Origin of the sequence: Pseudomonas sp. CM25 (assembly GCF_013179705.1) — a bacterium.
Taxonomy (GTDB): Bacteria; Pseudomonadota; Gammaproteobacteria; order Pseudomonadales; family Pseudomonadaceae; genus Aquipseudomonas.
In genome coordinates this window covers 1-6,722 of record NZ_JABMCW010000302.1, presented here as the reverse complement: position 1 = coordinate 6,722, position 6,722 = coordinate 1, and the positions used below count along the sequence as shown (strand labels likewise).

The 6,722-nt window shown below is 63.3% G+C and carries 6 protein-coding genes; 4 read left to right on the top strand and 2 right to left on the bottom strand.

The features are described from left to right. The first annotated feature begins 385 nt into the window (after window positions 1–385). The 3 genes from HP546_RS23690 to HP546_RS23680 all read left to right on the top strand — a co-directional run bounded on the left by HP546_RS23690 (window position 386) and on the right by HP546_RS23680 (window position 4,924). Entirely contained in the window at window positions 386–3,535 is a 3,150-nt protein-coding gene (locus tag HP546_RS23690; RefSeq protein WP_172230250.1) for a transglycosylase domain-containing protein, read from the top strand. 89 nt (window positions 3,536–3,624) lie between these two features. After that, window positions 3,625–4,170 (top strand): PadR family transcriptional regulator, encoded by a 546-nt coding sequence (locus HP546_RS23685; protein ID WP_172230248.1) that lies wholly within the window; start codon window positions 3,625–3,627, stop codon window positions 4,168–4,170. Then, the gene (locus HP546_RS23680; protein ID WP_172230245.1) at window positions 4,163–4,924 is read left to right on the top strand and encodes a siderophore-interacting protein; all 762 of its coding nucleotides are present in this window, start codon (window positions 4,163–4,165) and stop codon (window positions 4,922–4,924) included. Before HP546_RS23685 ends, HP546_RS23680 begins: the two co-directional genes overlap by 8 nt. A 130-nt stretch (window positions 4,925–5,054) precedes the next feature. Here HP546_RS23680 and HP546_RS23675 read toward each other — a convergent pair whose 3' ends face one another. Continuing rightward, the gene (locus tag HP546_RS23675) at window positions 5,055–5,693 is read right to left on the bottom strand and encodes a Pr6Pr family membrane protein (protein ID WP_172230242.1); all 639 of its coding nucleotides are present in this window, start codon (window positions 5,691–5,693) and stop codon (window positions 5,055–5,057) included. 1 nt (window position 5,694) lies between these two features. Further along, window positions 5,695–5,916, bottom strand: coding sequence for a VF530 family DNA-binding protein (locus HP546_RS23670; RefSeq protein WP_008093990.1), 222 nt, complete (start codon window positions 5,914–5,916; stop codon window positions 5,695–5,697). 164 nt (window positions 5,917–6,080) lie between these two features. Between HP546_RS23670 and HP546_RS23665 the strand changes: the two genes are divergently transcribed. After that, on the top strand, window positions 6,081–6,722 hold a 642-nt coding region (locus HP546_RS23665), incomplete at its 3' end, for a TonB-dependent receptor plug domain-containing protein (RefSeq protein WP_172230239.1).

The following is a 6,722-nucleotide window of genomic DNA, read 5'->3' as shown; positions in this document are numbered from 1 at the left end:
TGACCTTCGTGCAGCACTGACCATGCCGATAGGCGTGGCGGTGGCTTGCCAGGCTGGCCTCGTGGGCCGGCCCGTATGCCGGTGTAGAGCACCCGGCGGGGCGAAGGGGGCGAGCAGTATAGGAAGCTCGGTGCAGGGTTTTTCGCTGTATATACAGGAAAAATCAGCGAGTTCTCTGGGGTTTTGGCAGCTGGCTTGCTTGCGAGCGGGGCGCAGCGGCCGCAAAACTCGGGCACCATAGCAATATCGGCGAACGAGGAAACCCACACCAAAGCCGCATAGCCTTACGCCACTTTCCGTCGCGTCCTACAAATTTTTCACCTGATGCGCTCAACGTCTAAGCTTCAGACAAGCAAGACGAAAACACCTGGCCGGATTGAAGACTATGGGCGCACTGTGGCAATCGGAACCAAGCAGAACGGAAGCACCCCAGATACCTCCGGCCGAGACGCCACAACCCCAGTCACCCCGTCAGCGTCGGCTATGGTGGCGGCTGATCATCCTGATCCTGCTGGTGGCGCTGGTGGCCATCGGCTTTGCCGCGTATGACGAATTTCGCACGTCCGAACTGCAATCGCGGGAATTCAGCAAACTGGCGGGCACCCTCACCTATTCACTGCAGCCCGGCCCCAGCGATGCCATCGTCTACCCCGGTGAAGGGCCGTTCGACAAACGCCTGGGCTACAGCGCGCTGGGCGAGTTCCTGCCACGCCTGCTCAAGCGCGACTACCTGATCAGCGAGCAGGTGAGGTTTTCGCCAGCGTTGATGAACTACGTCGATCATGGGCTGTTCGCCCCGTATATCGAGAAAATCCAGGCGGGCCTGTCGATCACCGACTGCCGCGGCGACACGCTGTACCAGTACAACTATCCGCAGCACCTGTACCCGGACTTTGCGGCGATCCCGCCGGTGATGGTCAACAGCCTGCTGTTCATCGAAAACCGCGACCTGCTCGACGCCAAGGACCCACGCAACAACCCCGCCGTGGACTGGCCGCGCTTCGCCAAGGCCGCCTACAGCCAGATCGCCAAATACCTGGCCCTGCCGGGGCAGTCGGCCGGCGGTAGCACCTTGGCCACCCAGCTGGAGAAATACCGCCACTCGCCAGACGGCCTGACCGTGTCAGGCGCCGAGAAGATCCGCCAGATGGTTTCTGCCAGCGTTCGCGCCTACCAGGGCGGCCCCGATACCACCGAGGCACGCCAGCGTATCGTGCGCGACTACCTCAACAGCGTGCCGCTGTCGGCAGTGCCTGGGCATGGCGAGGTGCATGGCATGGCCGAAGGGCTGCGGGTGTGGTACGGCGCCGACTTCGACCAGGTCAACCAGGCCCTGACGTCCACCGCCAGCGACGCCGAGAGCCTGGCCACACGCGGCCTGGCCCTGCGCCAGGTGCTGTCGCTGATGATTGCCCAGCGCCGGCCCTCGCACTACTTGTCCAAAGGCCGGATCGAGCTGGCCGAGCTCACCGACTCACACATCCGCGTGCTCGCCGCCAACAACGTCATTGAACAGCCGCTGGCCGACGCCGCGCTGGCCAGCAAGGCGGTTTATCGTGACTGGGTCGCGCAACCGACCATCGTCCCAATCGTCACCAACAAGGGCATCAGCCTGGCGCGCAACCGCTTGGCAGCCATGCTCAACCGCCCACTGTACGACCTCGACCGGCTCGACCTGTCAGCCACCAGCACCTTGCAGGCCGACCTGCAGTTGCAGGTCAGCCAGTACCTGAAAAACCTCGCCGACCCCGCATTCGCCGCACAAATGGGCCTGATCGGCGAACGCCTGCTCACCACCAAGACCACCGACCAGGTCAGCTACAGCTTCACCTTGTTCGAGCGCACCGCCGATGGCTCGCGGGTGCGGGTGCAGACCGACAGCACCAACCAGCCCTTCGACATCAACGAGGGCAGCAAGCTGGAGCTGGGTTCCACTGCCAAGCTGCGAGTACTCACTACCTACCTGGAAATCATTGCCGAACTGCATGACAAGTACGCCGGCAAGCCCCCCGCCGAATTGAAGAAAGTCGAGGTCGCCGAACTCGACCGCATCACCCAGTGGTCGCTGGAATGGCTGGCGCAGAACAGCAAGAACCAGAGCCTTGATGCCATGCTCGACGCAGCGCTGGAGCGCAAGTACTCGGCCAACACCGGCGAAGCCTTTTTCACCGGCGGCGGCATGCATGTGTTCAACAACTTCCGCAAGGAAGACAACAACCGCAACCCGACTCTCAAGGACGCCCTGCGCGAGTCGATCAACCTGCCGTTCATCCGCTTGATGCGCGACCTGGTGCGCTACGTGACGTACCAGCAGCCGTTCAACCGGGTACCGCTGCTGAAGGACGACGCCGACCCGCGCCGCCAGGAATACCTGGCCCGCTTCGCCGACAAGGAGGGCACCAACTACCTGATGCGCTTCTGGAAAAAATACCAGCGCAAAACCTCGCAGCAGCGCCTGGACACGTTCCTCGACAGCATGCGTGTCACCCCGCAACGGCTGGCCGCGGTGCACCGTTACCTGTTTCCCGAAGCCGGCCAGGAAACCTTCAACGCCTTTGTCCGGGCCCACCTCAAGGGGGACAAGATCACCCTCGGCAAACTCACCGACGGGCGCCTGTCCGAGATGTACGCCGCTTACGGCCCGGGCAAGTACGACCTACCCGACCAGGGCTATATCGCCAAGGTCCATCCACTGGATTTGTGGCTGCTGGGTTACCTGCTGAAGAACCCGAGCTCGACCTTGACCGAGATGGTCAATGCCAGCCGCTTCGAGCGCCAGGAGGTGTACGGCTGGCTGTTCAAAAGCCGCCATCAGGGCGCCCGCGACAGCCGCATCCGCACCATGGTCGAGATCGAAGCGTTCCTCGACATCCACCAGCGCTGGAAGCGCGTGGGCTATCCGTTCGACCATCTGGTGCCGTCGCTGGCCACCGCCATCGGCAGCTCGGGCGACCGCCCTGCCGCCCTTTCCGAGCTGGTCGGCATCATCCAGAACGATGGCATTCGCCTGCCGACGCTGCGCATCGACACCCTGCACTTTGCGGCCAACACCCCTTACGAAACCAAGCTGCTCACCGACCCGGACCGCGGCGTGCGGATTTTGCCAGTGGAGGTGGCGCGAGCCCTGAAAGGCGCCATGTCGCAGGTGGTGGATGCAGGCACGGCGCGGCGGATTTCCGGCAGCTTCAAGCTGCAGGACGGCACGCCACTGGTAATGGGTGGCAAGACCGGCACGGGTGATAACCGCATCGAAAGCTTTGGCGCCGGCGGGCGGCTGATCGGCTCCCGCTCGCTGAACCGAACCGCCACGTTCGTGTTCTTCCTGGGCGACAACCACTTTGGCACCTTGACCGCCTTCGTCCCTGGGCGCTCGGCAGAAGCCTTCAAATTTACCTCGGCGCTGCCAGTTCAGGTGCTCAAGGGCATGGCGCCGATCCTGATGCCTTACCTGCAGCCGGGCAATCCGAATGAGTGCAAACCGCCACAGGTGGCCGTTCATACCCCGGCACCTTCAGGAAACCTATCGACCAACTAGATGATAATCATCCGCAACAAAGGGCTTGTCTTTAGATATATCTTGAGTAATATCTTAAGATATATCGCAAACGACGGAGCTCAATGCCCATGCGTGAACACACCCCCCACGATCCGTTCGAGCGGCGCCCAGGCCGCGGCGAGCGTGGCCCCCGCGTCTTCGCCCCCGGTGATCTCAAGCTGCTGATGCTGGACCTGCTCGCCGAGCAACCCGGGCACGGCTACGACCTGATCCGGCAGATCGAAAATCTGTTCGATGGCAGCTACAGCCCAAGCCCGGGGGTGATCTACCCCACGCTGAACTTTCTTGAGGAAGCCGAGCTGATCAGCGGCCAGGTGCAAGGCAGCAAGCGCCTTTATGCCATCACCGATGCCGGCCGCAGCGCCCTGGCTGAGCAGGCCGTGGCCCTTGACGGCGTGCGCATGCGCATCGAAGTCAGCAAGCGCGCCCTGCGCGGCCACGATCGCCCACCAGAAATCCATGAAGCGGTCGGCAACCTGCGCCACGCACTGCACATGCACAGCGGCCGCTGGACCGCCGAAGAAATCGAGCGGGTCCGCGATCTGCTCAACCATACCGCCAAGGCCATCGCCACCGGGCCGGCCGAACGCGTCAAGGAGACTCCCCATGAGTGACACCATTCACCGCGTCAACCACGAAATTCGCCAGCGCCGCCTGCAGGTGCTGCGGGTGACCGAACTGACCCCACGCATGCGCCGCATCACCTTGGGTGGTTCCGAACTCGAAGGCTTCACCAGCGTGGGCAGCGACGACCATATCAAGCTGCTGTTCGCCGAAACACCGGAGCAACAGCAGGCCATCGACGCGCGCAACCTGCGCCCCGACGGCGGCCCGCGCCCGACCATGCGCGAATACACACCACGGCGCATCGACCTGGTGGCCAATGAACTGGACATCGACTTCGTGCTGCACGGCGATGGCCCTGCCTCAACCTGGGCCGCTCAGGCCGCGCCTGGGCACACCCTGAACATCGCCGGGCCTCGGGCTTCGCTGGTGGTGCCGGACATTTTCGACAGCTATCTGCTGATCGGGGACGAAACTGCCATTCCGGCGATTGGCCGGCGGCTGGAGGAGTTGCCCGCAGGCCGCCAGGTTCTGGCGGTTATCCAGATCGAAGACGAGCAAGAGCGCCAGCCGCTGCCGAGCAAGGCCCAGGTGGAAGTGATCTGGGTGCGCCGTAGGCAAGAGGACCTGCTGACGCTGGTGAAGAACCTGAGCTTGCCGCAAGGCCGGCTGTATGGCTGGGTGGCGCTGGAAAAAGCCCTGACCCGCCAGGCCAAGGCAGTGCTGCTGGAGAAAGGCGTGGCTGAGGATGCGCTGAAGGCTGCGGCATACTGGCGTGCTGACGGGACTGCGGAGGACGAGTGACTGGTAGTCCCAGGACTGGCTTTGTCGTCGGCAGGCCAGTTGCAGCAGGGATTGCATCAGGGCTGACAGGTGCTCGCCACAGGATATGCAGCGTCTGTGAGATCAAGCGCCGCGCGGGCGGCGCTCGATCTCACAGACGCTGAAAATGTTGTGCCATATACCTGTCCACCGCCAACAACACCAGCCCGATCCCCCAGAACCCTGCCAGCACCCCCAGCGCATTGAGCATCACCTGCCCAATCCCCAGGCTCGCCACATCGATGAACGGGTAGGCATACACGCCAATATCGCTCCCCCGCCACAGCGCATAGGCAAAATACACAGCCGGGTACAACGCCCAAACCGCCAAATGCCGCAGCCGCAGGGTGCCCTTGGGCACTTCGCACCACCAATACAGCGCATACAGTGCGGGCATCACGTCGTGCAACAGCTCGTCCGCCAGCCATTGCCAGCCCTGCGGCTGCCACAAATGGCGCAGCAACAGGCTGTAGGCCAGCGCCACCAGCACGATGCTGGCAGCCACTGCCGTACTCACCGAAGGTGACAGGAAAAAGCGTTTGCCCCGCCCTTCCCGGCCAAACGCCGCATAACTGAGCACCGTTGCCACCAGGGTATTGGTCAACACGGTGAAATAGCCGAAGACGTTGATGAGACCGCCGATCAGGCTGGCCTGATCGTGCCAACGCGCCAGCAGCACCAGGTACACCTGAACGGTCAGGCCGAACCAGCCCAGTACAGCCATGCCGGTCAGCCACGGGCGCCGCGGCATGTCAGGCCTGGCGCTGCAGCTTCACGTACAGCTGCTCGACCTTTTCCCGCGCCCACGGTGTCTTGCGCAGGAAGGTCAGGCTCGACTTGATGGTCGGGTTGCTCTTGAAGCAGCGCACATCGACGCGCTCGGCCAGCCCCTGCCATTGGTAGTGCGCCACCAGTTCGGTGAGGATCTGTTCGAGGGTCTTGCCGTGCAGCGCGTTGTGTTGGGCCGTGCTCATGCTGTGCTCCGTAGGAAAGATGCGCACCTTACACGAGTGTAGTGGCGGGTGGGATCAGTCGGGTCGACAGAAAAATCGCTGGCCAGGCGCAAATCCTCTATGCTGAAATAGTTATGTTATCTTGTAACACTATAAAAGCATCTGCCAAGGAACGCCCGCCCCCCATGCTGTATTCACCCCTTCGCTTCTCCTCTCTCACCGTCGCGCTCTGGCTTGCCGCATCACCCAGCCAGGCCGTGGAACTCGAACCCCAGGTCATCACCGCCAACCCGCTGGGCAATAGCCAACTGGCCGCTCCCAGCACCGTGCTCGAAGGCGACAACCTGCTGCAACAGCAGCATGGCAGCCTCGGTGAAACCCTGAACAAGCAGCCCGGTGTCGCCTCGACCTGGTTCGGCCCTGGTGCCAGCCGCCCGGTAATCCGCGGCCTGGACGGCGACCGCATTCGCATCCTGCGCAATGGCGTCGGCGCCCTGGATGCCTCGTCGCTTTCCTACGATCATGCCGTGCCACTGGACCCGGTAACCGTCGACCGGGTCGAAATCGTCCGCGGTCCCGCCGCCCTGCTGTACGGCGGCAACGCCATTGGCGGCGTGGTCAACACCTTCGACAACCGTATCCCGGACGCGCCGATCGAGGGCATCCACGGTGCCGGTGAGCTGCGCTACGGCGGCGCCGACACCACCCGCAGCAGCGCCGGCAAGCTGGAGGCCGGCAACGGTGCCTTCGCCTTGCACCTGGATGCCAACAGCCGCCAGTTCAACGACCTGCGCATTCCCGGCTATGCCCGTAGCGCCAAGGTGCGC